The 19,802-nt window shown below is 46.7% G+C and carries 14 protein-coding genes; 8 read left to right on the top strand and 6 right to left on the bottom strand.

Annotation, left to right across the window (positions count from 1 at the left end):
* Window positions 1-21 precede the first annotated feature (21 nt).
* From M891_RS0104530 to M891_RS0104540, 3 genes are read right to left on the bottom strand one after another with little or no spacing between them, the layout of a single operon-like run.
* On the bottom strand, window positions 22-1,719 hold the full coding sequence (locus tag M891_RS0104530) for an extracellular solute-binding protein (RefSeq protein WP_232228286.1): 1,698 nt from the start codon (window positions 1,717-1,719) through the stop codon (window positions 22-24).
* Between the two features lie 58 nt (window positions 1,720-1,777).
* Window positions 1,778-2,698 (bottom strand): carbohydrate ABC transporter permease, encoded by a 921-nt coding sequence (locus M891_RS0104535; protein WP_028537984.1) that lies wholly within the window; start codon window positions 2,696-2,698, stop codon window positions 1,778-1,780.
* A 33-nt stretch (window positions 2,699-2,731) separates the two neighbouring features.
* A complete protein-coding gene (locus tag M891_RS0104540; RefSeq protein WP_016312649.1) occupies window positions 2,732-3,640 on the bottom strand; it encodes an ABC transporter permease in 909 nt (302 codons plus the stop codon).
* Window positions 3,641-4,331: 691 nt separating this feature from the next.
* Here M891_RS0104540 and M891_RS0104545 point away from each other — a divergent pair.
* Window positions 4,332-5,783 (top strand): MFS transporter, encoded by a 1,452-nt coding sequence (locus M891_RS0104545; protein ID WP_028537985.1) that lies wholly within the window; start codon window positions 4,332-4,334, stop codon window positions 5,781-5,783.
* A gap of 143 nt (window positions 5,784-5,926) precedes the next feature.
* On the opposite strand, the gene M891_RS24550 is transcribed toward M891_RS0104545, so the two are convergent.
* Window positions 5,927-7,930 carry a M28 family metallopeptidase gene (locus tag M891_RS24550; RefSeq protein ID WP_139816625.1) on the bottom strand — a complete coding sequence of 668 codons (2,004 nt, stop codon included), beginning with the start codon at window positions 7,928-7,930 and terminating at the stop codon, window positions 5,927-5,929.
* Between the two features lie 120 nt (window positions 7,931-8,050).
* On the opposite strand from M891_RS24550, the gene M891_RS0104555 reads away from it, so the two are divergent.
* A complete protein-coding gene (locus M891_RS0104555; RefSeq protein WP_028537986.1) occupies window positions 8,051-8,314 on the top strand; it encodes a hypothetical protein in 264 nt (87 codons plus the stop codon).
* A gap of 383 nt (window positions 8,315-8,697) precedes the next feature.
* Here the strand turns inward: M891_RS0104555 and M891_RS0104560 are convergent, their stop codons facing one another.
* Window positions 8,698-9,090 carry a MerR family transcriptional regulator gene (locus M891_RS0104560; protein WP_016312653.1) on the bottom strand — a complete coding sequence of 131 codons (393 nt, stop codon included), beginning with the start codon at window positions 9,088-9,090 and terminating at the stop codon, window positions 8,698-8,700.
* A 111-nt stretch (window positions 9,091-9,201) separates the two neighbouring features.
* On the opposite strand from M891_RS0104560, the gene M891_RS23300 reads away from it, so the two are divergent.
* The 4 genes from M891_RS23300 to M891_RS0104580 all read left to right on the top strand — a co-directional run bounded on the left by M891_RS23300 (window position 9,202) and on the right by M891_RS0104580 (window position 13,600).
* Complete coding sequence (locus M891_RS23300; protein WP_084628814.1) at window positions 9,202-9,855, top strand: SDR family NAD(P)-dependent oxidoreductase; 654 nt, start codon at window positions 9,202-9,204, stop codon at window positions 9,853-9,855.
* Window positions 9,856-9,971: 116 nt separating this feature from the next.
* Window positions 9,972-11,408, top strand: coding sequence for a spore germination protein (locus M891_RS23305; protein ID WP_176221891.1), 1,437 nt, complete (start codon window positions 9,972-9,974; stop codon window positions 11,406-11,408).
* Between the two features lie 18 nt (window positions 11,409-11,426).
* Window positions 11,427-12,518 carry a GerAB/ArcD/ProY family transporter gene (locus M891_RS0104575; protein ID WP_028537987.1) on the top strand — a complete coding sequence of 364 codons (1,092 nt, stop codon included), beginning with the start codon at window positions 11,427-11,429 and terminating at the stop codon, window positions 12,516-12,518.
* A complete protein-coding gene (locus tag M891_RS0104580) occupies window positions 12,515-13,600 on the top strand; it encodes a Ger(x)C family spore germination protein (protein WP_028537988.1) in 1,086 nt (361 codons plus the stop codon). The genes M891_RS0104575 and M891_RS0104580 overlap by 4 nt, the downstream gene beginning before the upstream one ends.
* A 78-nt stretch (window positions 13,601-13,678) precedes the next feature.
* Here the strand turns inward: M891_RS0104580 and M891_RS0104585 are convergent, their stop codons facing one another.
* Window positions 13,679-16,264 (bottom strand): adenosylcobalamin-dependent ribonucleoside-diphosphate reductase, encoded by a 2,586-nt coding sequence (locus M891_RS0104585; protein ID WP_028537989.1) that lies wholly within the window; start codon window positions 16,262-16,264, stop codon window positions 13,679-13,681.
* A 482-nt stretch (window positions 16,265-16,746) separates the two neighbouring features.
* Here M891_RS0104585 and M891_RS0104590 point away from each other — a divergent pair, with 482 nt between their 5' ends.
* Window positions 16,747-17,793: a 2,3-butanediol dehydrogenase gene (locus M891_RS0104590; RefSeq protein ID WP_028537990.1), complete on the top strand. Its 1,047-nt coding sequence runs from the start codon at window positions 16,747-16,749 to the stop codon at window positions 17,791-17,793.
* 229 nt (window positions 17,794-18,022) lie between these two features.
* Complete coding sequence (locus tag M891_RS0104595) at window positions 18,023-19,801, top strand: DEAD/DEAH box helicase (protein ID WP_028537991.1); 1,779 nt, start codon at window positions 18,023-18,025, stop codon at window positions 19,799-19,801.
* Window position 19,802 lies beyond the last annotated feature (1 nt).

Consider the following 19,802-nt stretch of genomic DNA (forward strand, 5'->3'; position numbering starts at 1 on the left):
CATCTTCAGGATGAGTAGGGGTTAGAACCCTACATCATCCCGCTCTGCCGCTTTTTGCGCCACAAACGCCGCCATTTCCTCTACGCCTGCATCTCGGAATTTCTCTTGAGTTTTATGCAGTATATTTAGAGCTTCTTGATCCGACGAGGCAAATAGGGCTTTCTTAAATTCATCGTCAAAATTCAAGCTGCTGGTCTTATTGATAAACTCGTCATACTTCGGCCATTCTCTCGCGAGGTAACTCGCGCTGACCTTGTCGATGATCTTGATTGGCATTCTGGCCGAGAAGCTCTCCTCCAGCTTTTGCCACTGCGTTTTTTGGTCTTCTGGTATCGGCCAAGTGACGGAATCAGAGAAGGCGCCAATGAATCGTCCCGGAAGGAAATTAAGCCCTGCGTCTCTCTTCAAATCCGGGTTCTCATCAAATTGCTTCTTCACGTCCGGAATCCATTGCGGAATTCCATTTTCCAGCGTGTAGTGCGTACCTTCAATACCGTAGTAGGCAAGCAAGCGTCCTTCCTCACTGTTAACGTAATCAATGTAACGCAATGCTGCATCAGGGTCCTTGATGTTCGCGCTTAAGAACAGGACAGGGAAGCCGGAACGTCCCGGTTTCTCTACTTGCGTCCGAATTTCACCGCGCTTATTCTTCATCGGGCCAAGCAGCTCGTATTGCATTTCCGGATTCGTCTTATACAGCGTCTTAGACAACTCCGCTAACATCGGTTGTGCACCGAATACAGCGAGCTTACCTGTCGTCAGCTTTTCGTTCGCCGTTGTGCTCGTATTACTGAAGGCTTCAAGGTCAAACAACCCTTCGTTCAGCAACTTTCTCATGTAGAGCAGCCGTTCTTCATGATCCTTGGATTGCGTCCAGTGGATCAGCTTCCCGTCTTCTTCACGGTAGTCGGAAATGTTGTAATCGGACCAACCGGCAAGGAATTGGCCATAATCCCAGCCATTCCACATCGTACCTGCCGGAATGACCGGTTTGCCGGCAATATCCTTAAAGCCGCCGTCTCTGATTTTAACCAGTAAATCATACAGCTCTTCTTGCGTGTCGATCTCCTCGGCTTTGACATTCAGCGCCTTCAGAATATCTCCCCGGGCAAAAAGGCCGTAGTTCCAGTTATGAATGCTCTCAGGGGTTCCGTCTGGAGTTTCGGTAGGAATGAGATAGGTTTTTCCTTCAAAATCCGGGTTGTTCAGATCGAACTCGTTAAAGTCTTTAGCGATCCCGGTTGTCACGAGTCTTTTTACATTCGGATACTTATCCAGATAAGGTGTTAAGTCCAGAATCTGGCCTTCCATGGCCGCTTTCTTGATAACTTGTCCTTCTCCCCCGGTCGTTGACCAGAATGGAGCATTCACGATATCCGGAACCGTACCGGAAGCGAAGATGGTGTTCAATTTCTCTACTTCGCTGGTCGTAATCGATTCCATCTTTAAAGTGACCCCGGTTTTTTCCCGGATTTTTTGAGCTACGGGATTATTCTCCTGATCTTGCGGGAAAGCACCTCCGCCGCCGTTCCAGGTGCTGAGGTACGTTAAGGTGACAGGCTTAAATTGTTCGGCACCCGTCTCACTCACGTTCCCCGGTTCATTCGAACCCGAGTTAACCGTGCTCGCCTCCTTAGTCCCGCCTGACCCTGCGCATGCTGTCAGCAGGATAGCGATCAGTGTGATGATAAAACCGCTCCTCAACCCGTTCTTGCTCATACTCTACTCCCCTTTCAATGAACATTTTTTATATAAAAGGCTTCACCTTTTATACCAACTACTCCTTAAGCGAACCAACCAATACGCCTTTTACGAAATACTTCTGAAGAAACGGATAGACACAAATGATTGGTGTGGTAATGATGATGACGAACGTCATCCGCAAGGCTTCCGGGGTCACTCCTCGCAGCTCCAGCTGGGATTCGGTCATGTTCTGAATCGCAGAACCGCTGTTCCCCGACGACGAAGTCATCGACTGGAAGGAAGCTTCACTAATCATTTTGTTTAGAAAGGTCGCTGCAGGGTGTAATTTTTCATTTTGGATAAAAAACTGCCCCGTGAACCAGTCGTTCCACACCCCGACCCCAACAAACAAGGCAATGGTCGCCAGTACCGGCATCGAGAGCGGCAGGATGATTCTGGCGAATACGGATAATTCGCTGGCACCATCAATCCGGGCCGACTCGGACAAAGCTTCAGGAATTCCGTCAAAGAAGGTTTTCATAATAATCGCGTTAAAGAAGCTGTAAAGGGAAGGCAGCACCAATACCCAAAACGTGTTGAGAATGTGGATTTGCCGGAACAGAATAAAGGTCGGGATCAAGCCCCCGCTGAACAATGTGGTGAAGAAAAAGAAGAAGACGATATACTTTCGGCCGGGCAAGCCTTTCCGTGACAGCGCGTAGGCCAGCAAAGCCGTCAATAATACCGAACCAACCGTTACAATCACGGTTCGGGCGATCGATACATAAAACGAATTTAAGATCAATGGATTGGTAAACGCTTTTGCATAATTCTCTAAAGTAAAGACTCTCGGAAAAAAGTAGATTCCGCCCTTCATCGCGTCGTAGCCGTCATTAAACGAAAGGGCAAGGAAATAGATAAAGGGATACAGCGCCGTGGCGCAAAATATAAACAACACCGAATAGTTAAGCACCATGTAAATTCGGTCCGCCGACGTCAGCCTTTTCGCCCCCATGCGCACAACCTCCTCATGCTTGCCGTTGGCTTATTACCATAGCGATACCTCGCTCACTTTTCGGGAGATATAGTTGACAAGCACAATGAGCCCAAGTGAGATCGCTGATTTGAATAAACCGATGGCAGTAGAATAAGCTAATTGCCCTTGCTGGAGTCCTGTCTTCAGCACATAAGTGTCTAATATCTCCGACACGCTTAAGGTCGCCGGGGTTTGCATCAGCCAAATCTGGTCAAAGCCTGCGTTCAGAATGCCGCTGAGCGAGAAAATGAGCAGGATCGCGATCGTTGGCGTCAAGCTGGGAAGCGTAATTTTAAACAGCTTACTCCACCTTCCGGCCCCATCGATTTCCGCCGCCTCATACAAATGAGGATCGATGTTCGTTAACGCAGCCAAGTAAATGATCGATCCCCAGCCGACCCCTTTCCAGATGTCGGATATGACGACCAACGGATAGAACAATTCCGGCTTACCCATAAAGAAGATCGGTTCCAACCCCATTTGATACCGGATGTCATTAATCAGCCCGACGTTCGGGGACAGAATTTTTTGCAGCAAAGTCACAACAACAACCCATGAAACGAAGTGCGGCAAATAAGAAATCGTTTGGAACACTCTTTTGAGCCTCCCATGCATCACCGCGTTGAGCATCAAAGCCAGAATCAACGGCGCCGGAAATCCGAAAATCAGCTTGAGCGCGCTGATCGACAAGGTATTGCGGAGGACATCATAAAAGCTGGAATCGTTAAGGAACTGTTCGAAATACTTAAAGCCAGCCCATGGGCTCCCTAATATGCCCAGATTGTATTTGAAATCTTTGAACGCTATTAAAATGCCGTACATCGGATAATAGGCAAAAATCAAATACCAAATGATCGCCGGAAGCAAAAACAAGTAGATATGCCGGAAATACCAAATTTTGCGTAATTTACTGGATCCCATGCTGTGTTCACCTCCTAAAGCTTCGTTGGATGGATTCTAGTGACTTGTACTCCTAAGCTGCTAACTTTGCGATAGACTCCCCCCTTAGTTGCAAGCGTTTTCTTTCTATGTGTTAATAATATTCGATATAAATGAATATATTCAATATGCTATAAGAAAAATTCCAAGATATTTTTTGTAAAACCAACCTACAAGGCTTAAAATGTGTAAATTTCTAGGAATTAAATGGCGTTTATATTCATTTTTGTGGAACATTTTATTTGACATATTAAATATACGTAATAAGTTTTGAATGTAGAAAAAAGCCTAAGCTTGTCAGCTTAGGTTGAAGTAATTCCAATATACAAATTGATGTAAACTAATGAAAAATGGATCTTTAAATGATTCATGGAGACAACGAGCTAAAGTGTTAGAGAAGCTATTAAAATTAAGATTTAACGATTATCATGAATTCGTGCTCTTGTTTGTCAGACTCAGTTGCTTCATAATAATGTCATAATGTCATAAGTTTTAAATCGTCTCCGTAAAAACCGTTTTTTTCTGACCTAAAATGACAATAGCGGCCCCTGCAGGTCTATTATTTTATCTCCAACCTTTGTCACATGTGGGTAGGGTGAATGTACGTGGTAAAGAAATCAGATGACAAAGCCTCCTAAAATAAGCAATCACATATTTTAGGAGGCTTTTCCAAATGAAAACAAAGTCAAAACAAAATGAATCTGTACAAAATAGGGTGTCCACAAAATTATTCATGATGGTCCTTGTCTTGTCTTCCCTATTGGCAGCCATCACGGTGGATATGGTGAACCCTGTTCTTGGTCTCATTAGCGAATCCTTACAAGCTTCGACAGTTCAAGTGAGTTGGGTAGTGACTGGAATTACACTTCTACTTGCTATTGGTATTCCTCTATACGGACGAATGTCGGATTTTATTGAACTCAAAAAGCTGTACACTTTTGCCACTTTTGTATTGAGCATTGGAAGTTTGATCTGCGTTCTTGCTCCTAGCCTGCCCGTATTAGTACTCGGCCGGATGGTTCAAGGAGCTGGAATGTCTGCCATACCGGTCTTATCTGTTGTGGCGGTTTCGAAGTTTTTTGCAGAAGGGAAACGCGGCACCGCACTAGGAGTCATTGCGGGATGTATTGGTATAGGAACAGCCTTAGGACCGATCTTCGGCGGCGTTGTCGGCCAAACATGGGGATGGCCTGCTTTATTCTGGATAACCTTTATCCTCTCACTCTTCACTGTAGTCGGGTCTATTTTTGCTCTGCCAGGAAATAAACCGATAACTGCAGATGAAGCCGGGCGAGGATTTGATTTGGCAGGTGGTGCTCTGTTAGGTCTTGCCGTGGGACTATTCCTTTTGGGGGTAACGCAAGGGGAAAGCAACGGCTTTACCTCATTGTCTACATTAGGAAGTCTTTTGGGTTCCCTTATTTCCATGATTGGATTCATTTGGCGTATTGGTGTGGCAAGAAATCCATTCGTACGACCGGACTTATTCAAAAATAAATTCTATGTGAGCTCCGTGGTTGTAGCATTTTTATCTGCGTTTTCCTATTTTGCGGTCCTTGTATACGTACCGTTGCTTAATTTGGAAGTTAACCAACTCACTCCTGGTGAAGCAGGTTTAACACTTTTACCAGGTGGCGCGGCTGTTGCACTCCTTTCGCCATGGGTTGGCCGAATATCGGATCGTGTTGGGACCAAATCGCTTATTTTCACTGGACTAATCGTGATGGGAAGTTCTACTTTTTTCTTGTCGACATTTGCCTCAGGGGCATCCCCCATTATGAGTTCAGTGGGAGTCATGGGGGCGGGAATAGCTTTTGCTTTAGTTAATTCACCCGCTACGAATTCTGCTGTAAAAGTTCTTCAGAAGGATATGATTGGAGTCGGTATGGGATTCTTTCAGGGGGCACTGTATCTTGGGGCAGGAGCAGGAGCTAGCCTCGTTGGAGCATTTCTGCATGCACGGAGAGATGCTAACTTTCCGTTAAACCCAATGTATCGTTTAGATGTCGTAAACTACTCCGATTCATTTCTGGTGGTTACCATTGCAGTGATCGTCGCATTAATCGCAAGTATCGGATTAAAGAATGATAAACAGGGTAGCAGATTAGTCAAACCTACGAAATGACTAATGGATTGCCGAAATCGACAGACTCACCCACGACAGCCTGCCTTATTGGCATAGCCGATTCATGCTTCAATATAGAGCGGCTACCTCAGAAGGTCATTAACTTTGACCTGAGAGGTAGCCTCTTTAGGATAGAGAATCCATTAAATGCCCATGCCTTCTATCAGCGCTCCCCAGTCAATCCCATCCGTCCATTTTAGCGCCAACGGCAGGTCTTCGCTTGTCCAATTAAACACAAACGACGTTCCTTCACCGCCCACCTGGTGGTCTTTCCCCCCATAAATTTGCAGAAAATATTGCTGTCCGCGAACGTTTGCTTCGGTTGATAAGATGACATATTCAGGCGTATATATAACGGTATACTCGTGACCGTTATATATCTTTTTTGATTCGCTTATGTTTTGCCCTTCGAAGTCGAATTTCGTTTTGCTTATCGATATAGAGACGCCTCTTCCATGATCGTCTTTGTAGATCAGTCCCAATCCCTCGATATCTTCCGTCGTGATTTCTGATTTATATTTATAAACTTTGTTTAATTCTGTGCCATTAAATTCGTTGGTCTCCGTATTGGGAAACGTTAAGTTGACAATGGCGGAGCCAAAAGCATATTCACCAATCTTCGCAGGCAACATCAAGCCCACCACAGCTTGTTCCGCAGAACTTTTATCTGTGAATGTTTCATTCGATCCAATCACCAACAGCGGCTGTTCATCCGGACCTATCAGCTTGTATTCTCCCAATCGCAAACTCTCACGCTCTTTTTCAGCTTGTTCTAGCAGCTCACTCATGGTTGCCTGTTGTTCAGACGTGAGTGGAGAGATTTGCGATTGAACAGTTTGATCACCATGAACAAACTCAGGAGAATCCCCTTGTTCCAGAATAAAATTGGATAAGACCTCGACATATTGATCAAGCAGCTTGAAATCGAGATGATCCGGGGTATCGTCAGTTGTATGGAAACCTTGGATATTTTCCTGTGTAATGGTGACTGCTTCAAAACCAGATTCCAAAAATGAAAGATGATCACTCCCACCATAGGTTCCTTCGGTTGTTGACGATATCCCCCGTTTCGTCATGTAAGTGTTTAAAGCGGAAAGCAAAGGGCTCGATGGGTTCCCGACCAATAGCATTCTGTTGCCATTCTTAAGTCCCAAACAGTCAATATTAATGTTATACACATGATCATATTTATCACTTAACTGCTTGACGAATGCTTTACTTCCCTGCATTCCGGATTCTTCTCCGTTAAAGGCCGCAAAAATGAGGTCGCTTTCGAATTCTGCCGCGGATACAGTACTTAATATAGATGCTAGCTGCAGCAAGGCACTAACCCCGGAGGCATTGTCCAAACTCCCTTGATAAATCGTTTTATCCTTCCCTGTTCCTACCCAACCCACATGGTCAAAATGTGCCGACAAGACGATGGCATGCCGATGTTCCTCACTCTGTGTTCCCGGAAGATATCCTACAACATTGGATGCGGTAATTTCTTCAGCATGTAATTTCATTCCGATTTCAACATTTCGAACTTCCTTACGATGATGATTTAGCCAATCTGCCGTATCAGGACTGATCTGTAAAACCGGAACACCATCCGATGGTTCAGGCAGGAGCTTCATAAAAGTATCACTTCGTTTTAAGATTGCCAGAGGTTTGTGTTCATAGGCTTGAGAGAGTTTAGCGCTGTCTTCGATTATCGCAATTTTCTGTTCTATATGAGAGTCTTGCAAATCAAAAGAGAGCGGAGAGACAGTATGAAACCGTTCATTGACTCTTTGCTCCATAAAGTCCTTGCCGTAAGTTAATCTCCTTACTGATCCATCCTCTAAATGAAAGTTTAGCGTGAATTCCTGCTTATCCGGTTGAAACATCGTATGGGAATAACTCTGTAAATAGCTATCTGAAAATAAAGGCTTTAGACCCAGGCTTTTGAAATGATTTTCGATCAAGCTTTGTGCTTTCAAATTTCCATCCGTTCCCGTCAACCTTCCCAAAAGCTTTGGGGATGATAGTTCCTTGACTGTAGTTTCTACCCCGAATTCTTCCGTCGCAGGGGATGCGTAAAAGCATCCACTTAATAAAAGAGCGATTGCTAGCAAAATGAGAACAATGATTGCTGACAAATTTATGGACGACGTGTTTCTCACAAACGTTAACCTCCGATTTTTATTGTTATTCAGATTATACCATTAATTTCTTTTTTTGTAAGTTTATATTTACAAATAAATGTAAATAAGTGATAATATAGTTGGGAGGAGGTGAAATTTATGAGAAATTTTGCCATTTTATTTTTTTCTACTTTCTTTCTACTAGTAGGATTTGCCGGCTCAGTTTCGGCAGAGGAGCAAGCGATTACACCTATTCAAATTCAATCATCCGCTCAATCCTTGAATCCAGAAATGACCATTCAACCACAAGCATTACCCTGTGATTACTACGCTGACGGTCAACAAAAGAGATCATTTATTGCAAATCCTTATTTTTTATACTTTGAAAGTTCTTCAGAAATTGATTTCTTTCCTTGTGATTAGAAAAAGCCATAGAGTACCTGAAAAACAGTTGGTGTCTGTGTTCTCCATGGCAAATCCAATTAAGTAGAACAGAGTCGATCATTCGGTTAGCATCATTAATTTCAGAATGCTGCTAACTTCGTTTAGCAAATTCAATGTTCGCGTCAGTTCGAAGGTTATGCAATCTAAATCGCCATTGATCATTGTTCTTCCTGCTGCCGAATCCAGTTGAGTTCGACTTGTGCTGTCGCTTTGCCTCTAGCCTCCGAAAAGCTCTCACCCCTCAAGAATGGCACTTCTCCCCATACTATCTGCCCGTTTGGAATCCTTTGAGTGATGCAATTAGTATCTAGTTGAGGGAAGGTAAACTACTTCTGAACAGACCTTGGATACAGCCGCTCAACTCATGACTTCTCGAGGCCTCCGTACATCTTTTCGGCCAACTCTGGATCATCATAGATTGCGATCTTAGAATCTATAAGTTCCAGGTTTTTCTTTAGTTCTTCCATTTGCTTTACGACTTGTTTGCGATGCTCAATGAGCATTGCTTTTCTTTCGTCGATTGTTCGCATGCCCTCCATACACCAATCCGCGTATTTCTTGATTTCTTTAATTTGCATTCCTGTATCCTTCAAACAGCAAACCATCTTCACCCAATTGAGATCCGCTTCGCTAAATACCCGGTTACCGGATTTGGTTCTCCCTATAAATGGCATTAGACCTTCTTTGTCATAGTAACGGAGCGTATGGGTAGACAGGCCAAATTTATTAGCAACTTCATGAATGGTGTAATTCAAAAAAATTCCTCCTTGACTTAGAGTTAACTCGAACCAATATACTCACTATAGACCACGAGCAATAAGATAACAAGTGGGACAAAATAAAACCAATCCAAAGGAGAATACATTATGAATTCAACACAGAAGATCGCACTCGTTACGGGCGGCAGCAGAGGCCTAGGAAGAAATACTGCATTGGCTCTCTCCCGCAAGGGAATTGACGTCATCATTACTTATCATACGAAGAAGGAAGAAGCTGAAAAAGTCGTTAAAGAGATTGAATACAATGGCCAAAAAGCTGCAGCATTACAATTGGATGCCGGGAATGTTTCCTCTTTCGATACATTTGTATCGCAGTTGTCCACTTTGCTAAAAGAAAAATGGGATCGCGAGCAATTCAATATTCTTGTTAACAATGCAGGTTTTGGAGTTCATGCTCCAATTATGGAAACGACGGAGGAGCAATTCGACAATCTGATGAACGTGCAAGTCAAAGGCGTATTTTTCCTTTCCCAAAAGTTGTTCCCGCTCATTTCCGATAATGGAAGAGTCATCAATATTTCAACGGGCTTAACACGTTTTGTTATTGATGGGTTTGGGGCTTACTCAGCCATGAAGGGTGCAATTGAAGTTCTCACGAAATATATGGCCAAAGAATGGGGTAAACGGGGGATTCGAGTCAATGTTGTAGCTCCAGGAGCCATTGCAACCGATTTTGGAGGAGGTGCGGTGCGAGATAATGAGCACATGCGCGAATTTATTGCTTCTCAAAACTTATTTTGACCGATGATTTCCATGATATCCATTGAAATATTGGAATAGTCCCTCTCATCTGTACCAATAATGTTAATGTTTAACGTTATAAGAAATGGGGTTCAGTTATGGATCGTGTGCCTCCGATGTGGAAGGAATTATATTTTTCAACAGATTTCAAATGTTATGAGCACATGATTGGCGGGCAATCGTATTATGTAGGTTATATCAAGTCGATCGTAGATTCAAAAGTACTAAATGAACATATTATGGATACCCTGGTCCACATCAAATCCGAGCTGACATTGGAGCAGCTTCTACCAATCATGCCTGTTGCGGATAAGAAGCTCACCTCCGATATGGAGTCCATTCGCTCTAATCTGTTAAGGGGATATGTGGCTATTCAGTGCGGACTCGAGGCTCACCAATGTCTTCTTGTTCATGCCACCGCCGACAAAGGGCGTCAAGTTACCGTAACCGAAGTAGAATCGACAGTGGAGGGCTCCAAGGAAGCGCTGGTTGAATCCTTGGATACCAATATCAACATTGTGCGCAAGCGTCTTCCCGTCCCTGACCTGCGTATTGTCGAACTAAAGATTGGCAATATGTCTAAATCGAGAGTGGCCATCTGTTATATGGAAGGGGTTGCCAACCAACAAAATATCGAAACGATCAAACAGCGTATTGAGGATATAGAGTTTAAAGTTATCCCGGATATTACGATCCTCCAACAAATGATTGAAGACAATTCGAAATCGATTTTCCCCCAGCTGCTCGGAACGGAGCGTCCTGACCGAATTTCTTGGGCGATATCGGTTGGTCAAATCTGTATTATGCTCGATGGCTCCCCTACCGCGTTACTGGGACCAGCTAATATAGGTTTGTTTTTTGTCTCCTACGAAGATTATTTCTTGCCTTGGATCGTAGGTTCTGCCTTAAGATTGCTTCGGATCGTATCCATCGTCTTTTCCATATTTGCTTCTTCTCTATATGTAGCGATTGTCACCCATCACAGCCAAAGCATCTCGAGTTTGTATTTACCCACGATCATCACGTCGAGAATGAATGTTCCGTTCTTGCCTGTTGTAGAGGTTCTGTTGATGGAGCTTGTGATCGAGCTGCTCCGGGAATCCGGATCTAGACTGCCGACCAAGATCGGGCAGACGATCAGTATCGTTGGGGGCCTTGTACTCAGTACTGCCGCTGTGGAAGGGGCATTAACAAGCAATATTTTGCTGATTATCGTTGCCTCGTCGGCGATGGCGTCATTTACGATTCCCGTTTTTCGGATGAGCACCACGATCAGGCTATTACGTTTTCCGTTTATTATTGCAGCTCACTTATGGGGAGTGCTCGGCATAGCCATTTGCACCCTATTCCTTATAACCCACTTGATCAGGCTGACATCACTTGGAATGCCTTATCTAGCCCCTTTCTACCCATGGCGTTCGAAGGATCATTTCGATACGCTCATAAGGCTGCAATTCGACAAGATGGGTCGTCCCCCATCCTACTTCCGTACACCAAAAGTAAACAATAGAGGGAATAAGTCCCAAAATCCGATGGATACGGACGATTATTGAACAGAGGAGGTACATGTCATGGAGTCGCCACCCATACAGGATCGCTTCAAGGTATCGGATTTCTATGTCATGGTATTGATCCATTCCTCTCAGTATGGGCTTAGCTACCTGTCCATGCCTACCCCGGCTATTCAATGGGCCGGACAAGATGTATGGATATCGGTTCTAATAAGCGCGATAAGCGTTCATCTTATTATTTTCCTGATGTATAGAATATTGACCCGACGCAACGCTGACTTAATCCAAATTCATCAGCAATTGCTTGGGAAATGGACAGGACATGTATTCAACCTCCTGTTTCTTTGTTATTTCATGGTAACAGCCGCATTCCAAGTGAGCTCGTATATTAAACTCGTTCAAGCCTGGCTGTTTCCTGAAATTAGCGGATGGGTACTCGGCTTCGTGATTTTCCTGCTGGTTTATTACATTGTTTCCGGCGGCATCCGCACCATTGCAGGGATCTGCGCCTTCACCCTGACGACCCAAGTTTTGGTGCTTACACTCGTATTCTCAGCACCCTATTTTCATTTTCGCAATCTGACTCCCATTTTTGAACATACAGTGGCAGAGCTTATCAAAGCATCCAAACCTATCACGTTCTCCTATATGGGCTTTGAATTGTTATTTTTTTATTACATATTCGTCAAAAATGCTCCAAAGTCTCAAAGATGGGCCCATGCCGGAAACGCTGCGACGACGGTTACCTACTTGTTATCGATGTTTCTCTCCATTCTGCTCTTCAAGCCTGAACAGCTGGCTAAGGAAATATGGCCTGTCATGACAAAATTTAAATTCGTACAACTCCCTTTTCTCGAACGGTTCGAGTTTATGGGGGCAGCCATCCATGTTTTCCGGGTTATGCCGATCGTCTGTTTATGTCTATGGTCGGCGGCCAGAATTCTGAAATCGGTAAGCAACATGAAACAGAAACATGCTGTACCGGTCATCCTGATTATCGTACTTGCCATTTTTTGTATCATATCGAGCGATGAGATCATGGAGAAGATTCAAACTATATTATCCAACTTCAGCTTATATCTGCTGTATGGATATATTCCTCTCCTATATATCCTGCATCTCATCCGGTCAAAGGCAGGGAAAGTATCATGAGCAAGTTCATTCCGATATTTTTGTGCTGCTTATTGATGAACGCATGTGTGGATCAAGAGATTGTGGATCGAATCGCCTTACCGCTGACAGGCGGGGTGGATTTTGTCGATAATAATGAAATCGAACTGACCTTCGCGTTCCCATCTTTCAGCCCTGGAAATATAGAAACGGTATCGGATCAAGTGATCACGCTTGCAGGTCCTACCAAGGCAGAGATTACTGAGAAGATGCAAAGGAAAATCAATCGACGCATCTATCCCTCGAAAACTACGGTGTTCTTGTATGGAAAGGAAGTGGCAACACAGGGCCTGGAAAAAGATCTGGATGTGATATTGCGGGATGGCAGATCGACTCGAAAAATGCATCTAGCGGTAGTCGATGGGACGGCGAAGGAGCTTCTGCATGCAGACTTCAACGGCAAAGAAGTAAAAGGCATGTTCCTAGAAAGATTACTTGAGGAGAATATCGAATACGGATACCTTCCGAAGCAAGACATTCATCTATTCGAGTACGCCCTCTTAGGGAGAGGCATAGACCCCTTCCTGCCGTTGATAAAACTTGATGATGATCATAAAGTCACTCTTTGCGGCTTAGCTCTGTTTAAACACGATAAGTATATAACGTCCATTAATGTGAAAGAAATGACGATCTTGAAGCTTCTCCTGGAGGACAAACATAACGGCAGAATCAGTGTCAAGTTGCCAACCGGAACGATTATCACCGTTCAACTAATACGGACTAAGCCGACTTATCACCTCATAAGATCGACGGATAACTTAGAACAGGACGAAGTCCACATTATGCTGAACATGAAGGTCACGGTGTCGGATCTGAATGGTGAGAATTTCTCCTCGCATACGATCGAAGAAGTACGCGAAGCACTCAAGGAAAATTTAGAACGTTCAGGGAATGAACTCATGTGGATGTTCCAACGAAATGAAATTGATCCGCTTGGCATAGGCGACTTTGTCCGGAGCAAGACCCGGCATTGGGAAGAAGACACCTGGAAAGCGCACTATCCCCATTTGAAGCTTCGGACTGTTGCTAATATTCAAGTGGTAGGGGAAGGCATACGAAGATAGGGTTATATAAGTTATACTTCTGACAACAAAAAAAGGGTCAGGCAAAAGTCGCCTGACCTAAAGGTGTTGTTGAATTGCTTAAGAACACTTGCTATAACCGCAGTTGCTGCATGTTTTGCAGCCCTCAATGTTGATCAGCGAGGCCGATCCGCACGATGGGCACAGGTCCCGCGAGGTGGCTGGTGCGCTGCCGTGGTTGTGGCTGCCATGCGAGCCATCTGCTGTATCATGAACGTGTGCTGGCTCTTGGGCAACCGTTGCGGCTACCGGAGCCGGGTCGTGGTCCCCGTATGGGCCGTTTTGTACATGTGTCTCCAACGCTTTGGCGACGGCGTCCGCGATCGATTCTACACGGTTCGGACCAAAGCCGATTGCTCCCGTTCCGCCGATGCCTTTGAGGTGCTTAATCAGCAGTTCAACCTTCTCGCCATGGTCGCCGTAACGCAGGAACAGCGAGCAGACGCGGCCAAGGGCTTCGGCCATCGCGAATACGTCAGAACCCGCTTTCCCTACGTTCAAGAAGATCTCACCTGGAGTCCCGTTCATGTCATTGATTGTGATATAAGCCATGCCAAACGGCGTGTTAATTTTATACGTTGCTCCATGCAGCACTTGCGGGCGTCTCTTGTATTGTTCGCCGGTTTTTGGGCTGCTAGCTTGAACCGAAGCACTTGCCGGTTGTGGAGTTGCCGGTGCACTAGCTTGAGCTGGTGCTTCCTCTTTCTTCTCCTCTTTCTTCTCGGTTTGCAGAACTTGCACGTCGCGGCTGCCGTCACGGTAAATCGTTACGCCTTTGCAGCCCAAGTCGAAGGCTAGTTCATACAGCCGTTTCGTATCTTCAACCGTGAAGTCGGACGGGCAGTTGGCCGTTTTCGAGATCGAGCTGTCCACCCAACGTTGAATGGCTGCTTGTACGCGGATATGATCTTCCGCAGACAAATCCATCGCCGTTACGAAGTAATCCGGCAACGGTTCGCCCGGATGCGCGTCCATCCATTCCTGAGCGATCGGCACGAATTGCTCGTCGAAGCCGAGACGGCTTTGACGGTAATATTTGAAGGCAAAGTACGGTTCGATCCCCGTCGAGGTGCCTACCATCGTCCCCGTGCTGCCCGTTGGCGCTTGGGTAATGATGGTGACGTTGCGAATCCCTTTGGTACGAACTGCTTCGCCAACTTCCGGATACACTTCCGTCATGTTCTTCATAAAGCCGCTTTGCAGGAATTTATCAGCTTCAAATGCCGGGAAGGAGCCTTTCTCTTCTGCGATATCCGCAGAGGCCAAGTAAGCTTCCTTCGCAATGAAGCCATACAATTTATCGAGGAATTCCAGCGATTCCGGGCTGCCGTAACGGATGTTCAGCTTGATCATCAGCTCGGCCAGACCCATCGTTCCGAGGCCGACGCGGCGCTCTTTCTTCTGGTTCTTCTCGTTTTCTTCAAAATGATAAGGCGTCTTGTTGATGACATTGTCCAAGAAGCGAACCGAATAACGCGTAGTTGTCGCCAGTTCATCCCATGCGACATCATGTTTCTCTTCATCGTAGAACTTGGACAAGTTCATCGCCGACAGGTTACATACGCCCCAGCCCGGCAACCCTTGCTCCCCGCACGGATTCGTACAGATGATCGGGTTAAAGTACCAGCTGTTGGACATTTGGTTGTAGTATTCCATGAAGACCACGCCCGGCTCAGCGGATTTCCAAGCCGATTCGATGATCGTATGCCAGATTTCACGCGCCTTGACGGTACGGTAGTGGATGACTTTACGTCCATCAGCTCTCCATTTATCAAGATCGCCGTCCCACACCTCGTTGTAATCCTCATAAGTTGTATCCGGGAATACCAGTTCCCAATCGAGGTCTTCCTTCACAGCTTTCATGAAGGCGTTGCTGACGCAAACCGACAGGTTCGCATTGGTCACTTGGCCCATCGTTTGCTTCACGGTAATGAAGTCCAGCACATCCGGATGCCAGTCATTGATCATCAGCATCAACGCACCGCGACGGCTGCCGCCTTGCTCAATCAGACCAGTGGTGTAGCTAAACAAGCCGCCCCAAGAAACCGCACCGCTGGAAGAGCCGTTCACGCCACGAACGATCGCACGACGCGGACGAAGGGAGCTCAAGTTAATCCCAACACCGCCGCCGCGAGCCATGATCTCGGTCATTTCGGACAGAGTTTCCATAATGCCGCCCCGGCTGTCCTTCGGCGAAGGAATAACGTAACAGTTGAACAAAGTTAACTCATCGCTGGCACCTGCGCCAGCTGCAATCCGTCCGCCCGGAACAAGCTTCCAATCATCCAGAATATAACGGAATTTCTCTTCCCATTCCTTCTGTTTCTCCGGCGTCTCCTCTACCGAAGCCATCGCTTTGGCCAGACGGTCCCACATTTCTTCAGGCGTTTTCTCGATATTGAGGGTCAGCTTCTCGACGTCGGTCTCCACCAGATCTCCCCGGCGGGTCTTCACCGTGACCTTGCGACCGTCACGGGCAACAACCTCCCCTACTTCCTTCGTCGGGAATTTGGGGTCGTCCTTCGTCAGAACAAGTACGACATCGCCTACCTTAGCGTGGCTAGGATCTGCGTCCTTCCAGGCGTACCGGTCCAAGAAGATTTTCTCACTTAGCCCCTCAAGGCGCTGTTTTTGCACAGTTTTCAAAGAAAACACCCTCCTAAAAATTGATTCAGAGTATCCATTAATTAATCGGTCATTCGCCTCGTTTCCTGAAGTGAAAATTAGGCAAAAAAACGAAAAAAAACGCTGTATCAAGCCGGAATCTGCCCACTTGATCACCGCAGCACACACCCTGTAAACGGTAATATCATATGTATGAATCACAATATATTGTGTGCGAATACCATTATACTATACAATATCTCGTTGTCATAGCAGTTCAGAGTGAAATTTTAGGCTTTAATCCGATTTCATCTGGCCCAACCCCCCGTTTCCTTCCATTCTCTCTATTTTTCAGACTCAAAACTATGAAACCGCTTTGTAACCATTTCCAAGAAACCAGGGAAACATCTCCTAAGTTTAATTGAATTTGAATTAACACAATTTTAACAATTGATCGATGCCACTCCGCGAAAAAGGAGTAACCTAGTATATGAGGTTCATAATTTACGAGGAGATGAGTTCAAGTGAAAGCGTTAAGATGGCATGGCGTCAAGGACCTAAGACTGGAGAACATCGAGGAGCCGAAGGCGGAACCGGGTAAAGCGAAAATCAAGGTGGAATGGTGCGGCATTTGCGGCAGTGATCTGCATGAATATGTAGCTGGCCCGATATTCATTCCGCTGGAAACCCACCCGCTCAGCGGAGATAAAGCGCCAATCGTCATGGGACATGAATTTTCCGGACAAGTGGTTGAGGTTGGCGAAGGCGTCACCCGCGTAGCTGTCGGCGATCGCGTTGTCATTGAACCGATTTATGCTTGCGGAACCTGCGAGGCTTGTAAACAAGGGAAATATAATCTTTGCGATAAAATGGGCTTCTTCGGCCTGGCGGGCGGAGGCGGCGGATTCTCCGAATATGCTAATGTACCGGAACAAATGCTGCATAAAATCCCGGATTCAATATCTTTCGAGCAAGGCGCTCTGGTCGAGCCATCCGCTGTAGCTCTTCACGCTGTTCGCTCCAGTAAATTGAAAGTAGGCGATAAAGCCGCTGTGTTTGGCACCGGGCCAATTGGTCTGCTCGTGATCGAAGCGCTGAAGGCTTCAGGCGCATCGGAAATCTATGCAGTCGAGCTGTCCGAGGAACGGAAACAGAAAGCTGCCGAGCTTGGCGCCATTGTCATTGATCCAAAAGAATACGATGCCGTTGAGGAAATTCACAAACGCACTCAAGGCGGTGTGGATGTCGCCTATGAAGTAACCGGAGTTTCTCCTGTGCTCACCCAAGCGATCCAATCCACCAAAATTGGCGGCGAAACGATGATCGTCAGCATTTTCGAGAAGGAAGCTTCCCTCCATCCGCAAAACATCGTCATGAAGGAACGCACCGTGAACGGCATTATCGGCTATCGCGATGTCTTCCCGGCGGTAATCAGCTTGATGGCTCAAGGGTACTTCTCGGCGGACAAGCTGGTGACGAAGCGCATTAAGCTGGACCAAGCCATCGATGAAGGCTTTGAAGGACTCCTCAAAGAGCGGAACCAAATCAAGATCCTGGTGAAAGCAGAGTAAAATAGTACACAGAAATTCGCCGGTCAGGGAGATAATCCCTGACCGGCTTTTTTACATATCAGAAAGTTAGCATCCCGCCTCCCCTCCTGCCCTTCCAAAGTTATGAACTCCTTCCTTTTCGTCCATACTACACCTACGTCTGCAATTTAAGCACAAGAGCTGCCTGATTCGGATTTCTTCTCACCGTAATCGAGCTGATAATTACGCACCGAAAGGGAGGTTTTACACTATGAATCCACATCCCTCCGGCCCTTCCCCCCACCCGGCCGCGTCGCCAGACCTGCACGCCCCGATTCCCATCGACTTCGACCGAAGCTGGTTCAACGAACTGGAGACCCGGCATCAAAAGGGCGGCCCCTGGGACGATTGGAAGCTGTTTAACCTTGCCCTTGAGGCCGAAACCGCTTCGCTTGTGACCAGCTTTGAGGAAATGCAGTGCTTAAAGCATCTGAACAATGTCACCCCGCTGCCCCATCAGACGGAAACTGCCCGCAAAGTCTTGTTCGAGATGCGTGGACGGGCCATTTTGGCTGACGAGGTGGGACTGGGGAAGACGATCGAAGCAGGTTTAATTTTAAAAGAATATATCGTGCGCGGATTAGTGAAAAAGGCGTTGATCCTGGTGCCCGCCTCCTTGGTGCTGCAATGGGTTCGGGAGCTGAACCAGAAGTTCGGCATTCCAGCCGTTGCCCAGAAGAAGGAGCATTCCTGGCACAACGACGTAGTGGTCGCGTCCATGGACACGGCAAAGCGCGACCCACATAAGAACATTCTGCTCAACAACGAATACGATCTGGTGATCGTGGACGAAGCCCATAAGTTGAAAAACAAGAAAACGTCAAATTACCAGTTCATGCTGCAGCTGCGAAAAAAATATTGCCTGCTCCTCACCGCCACCCCGGTGCAAAACGACCTCGGCGAGCTGTTCAACTTGATCACGCTCCTGAAGCCGGGACAACTGGGCGGTCAAAGCGAGTTTGCCGCCAATTTCGTCGTTGACAAGCGGCTGCCGAAGAATGAGGAGCAGCTGAAGGATGAGCTGGCCAAGGTCATGATCCGTAACCGGCGCGGCGACGGAGAGTTGGAATTCACCAAGCGGATCGTCCGCAACATCGATGTGGAGTTATCCCCTGAGGAGAAGAATCTGTATGATGGGGTCACTTCCTTTGTCAAAGACCAATATCAGGCCAACGGCGGCGACCTGAACAGCATGCTGTCCCTTGTCACCTTGCAGCGCGAGGTGTGCAGCAGCCGCGACGCCGTATTTGTTACGCTGGTGAACTTGTCGAAGAAGCTCGCTCCAGACTCCCCGATCCGCGACCGGATATGGGATCTCGTCGACCTGATCCGTCAGATCAAGGCCAATAGCAAAGCGGAGAAAGCAATGGAGCTAATCCGCGAGATGAACGACAAGGTGATCGTGTTCACCGAGTATCGGGCGACGCAGGAGTATTTGCTGAAATACTTCCGCGAGCGCGGAATGACGGCGGTGCCGTATCGGGGCGGAATGAATCGCGGCAAAAAAGACTGGATGATGGACCTGTTCCGCGGCCGAGCCCAGGTCATGATCGCTACTGAAGCGGGCGGCGAAGGGATCAATCTGCAGTTTTGCCACCAGATGATCAACTTCGACTTGCCATGGAACCCGATGCGTGTGGAGCAGCGGATTGGCCGCGTCCATCGTTTGGGGCAAACCAATGACGTCCATATTTATAACCTGTCCACCAAAGGCACGATTGAAGAACACATCCTTCACTTGCTGCATGAGAAGATCAATATGTTCGAAATGGTCATCGGCCACCTGGATGTGATATTGGAACGGTTCGAGAAGCAGCATTCCCTGGAAAAAAGCCTCTACCAAATCATTCTGGAATCCGGCAGCGACGAGGAAATCGCCAGCCGCGTCGATTCGCTGGGACGCGAGTTCGATACGATTAAATCCGAGCTGGATGCAGAAGCCGAAGACCGCGGGGACAGCGGCGGCCTGCAGCAGCTCTTGGGAGGTTAAA

Origin of the sequence: Paenibacillus sp. J14, from assembly GCF_000518465.1 — a bacterium.
Taxonomy (GTDB): domain Bacteria; phylum Bacillota; class Bacilli; order Paenibacillales; family Paenibacillaceae; genus Fontibacillus; species Fontibacillus barengoltzii.